Genomic DNA, 1,343 nt, shown 5'->3' with positions numbered 1-1,343 from the left:
AGATACGTCCTCGCGGGCACTTCAAGATGTCGTTCTTGGCGTCGGTCTGAGCGGTACGCGACTCTTGATTGGTTCGGCTTTAGCTGGGATCAGGGCATCAATGCCGCGCCGCTCGAGCGCGCCGTAGACTTTAGCGTAGGCATAGCCCGGCATCGGCGGTGACCGTCTTGATGTCGATGCTTTGTCATAGCTTCAACGTGATCGACTTGTGGCTCGATCATCTCCCCTTCGTTCGTTTGTCCGGTCGTAACAAGCGACGTCCAGAATGACGCCGACCTTGTCATCGACGGCCGTGTGCTGCCTGTAAGCGGGCTCCAGCCGCCGGTTTCGGGCGTTGGTGGCCATTGTCGCATCCGGATCGGTGGTGCAAATCTTCTTGTACTTGCCGCTCTGCCGGCCCTTTCTCTGGAGCTTTCGTCCTCGTTTTGACTCTCGCTCAGCACATCCACCACATGCTGCTCGGTGAGACTGTCCCAATTCACGTTGGCGCGAATGAGCGACGCATCGATGTGAACCAATTCGGCTGTTGCGGCCTCCTTCAGGCAGGCCTCGACGTGCGTTAGAAGATCATAGCGAATCGCTCTTCGCCCCGGCGCTGCCGGATGCGCGTCAGGCTGGAATGGTGCGGTAGCTGCTCGTGCAGGCATAACCAGCAGACCAGCTAATGGCCCTGTTGACCTGAGCCTAACAGATCAGCTTGTGATCGTGGACGATGCCGGTGAGCAGACCCGCGAGCATCGGCCGTACCGCGGCTTGCCGATCGATGGCTGGCCGATCGTCGTTCGCGCGCTAGCAGTCGGACCTCTTCCTTTAGCCAAGACAGGTCGAGCACACGATCGACCCGCGCCAGACCCTTGCTGACCTGGGCCTTGATCGCGGCGATGCCGGTCTCGATCTCCTCGAAGACAAAGGCCTGCTGTTCATCGTTCGCCGAGCCGAGCTTTTCCGATCGTCGCGCCGAACCGGGCGCGGTCGAAGGCCTTCAGGATCTGCGACAGCCGCGCGATGCGCGCATCGGCATCGGCGTTACGGGCCTTGAGATCAGCGACTTCGCTCTCCAGGGCATCGGCCCGGGCCGCTTTCTCGGCCATGGCGAGAACCATGGCCTTCAGCGTCTCTACGTCATTCGGGAGGCTGAGATCGGGCGGTGTCATTGACCCGACCAGAGCACATTTTGCCCCGGTTCTCTTGCCCTTTCAGCTCACTGATTCACTTCGCCGCAGTGCTTTTACCCAACAATCTCCGGCGGTTTGACCGCCGCGGTCCGGACCCGCTTCCAGTCCATCCCATCGACCAGGGCCATCAACTGCGCAGCATTCAGCTGCACCCGATGATGCCCGATC

Annotated in this window: 1 pseudogene; it reads right to left on the bottom strand. The window is 60.8% G+C overall.

What is annotated here, in order from left to right:
* Positions 1 to 1,154 (bottom strand): annotated as a pseudogene (locus XI06_RS12940) (transposase); the annotation flags it as partial.
* Between the last annotated feature and the right edge of the window lie 189 nt (positions 1,155 to 1,343).

Source organism: Bradyrhizobium sp. CCBAU 11434, from assembly GCF_028128895.1.
GTDB classification, from domain to species: domain Bacteria; phylum Pseudomonadota; class Alphaproteobacteria; order Rhizobiales; family Xanthobacteraceae; genus Bradyrhizobium; species Bradyrhizobium zhengyangense.
Note: the sequence above shows the minus strand (reverse complement) of the source record. Positions and strands in the feature narration are given on the sequence as shown.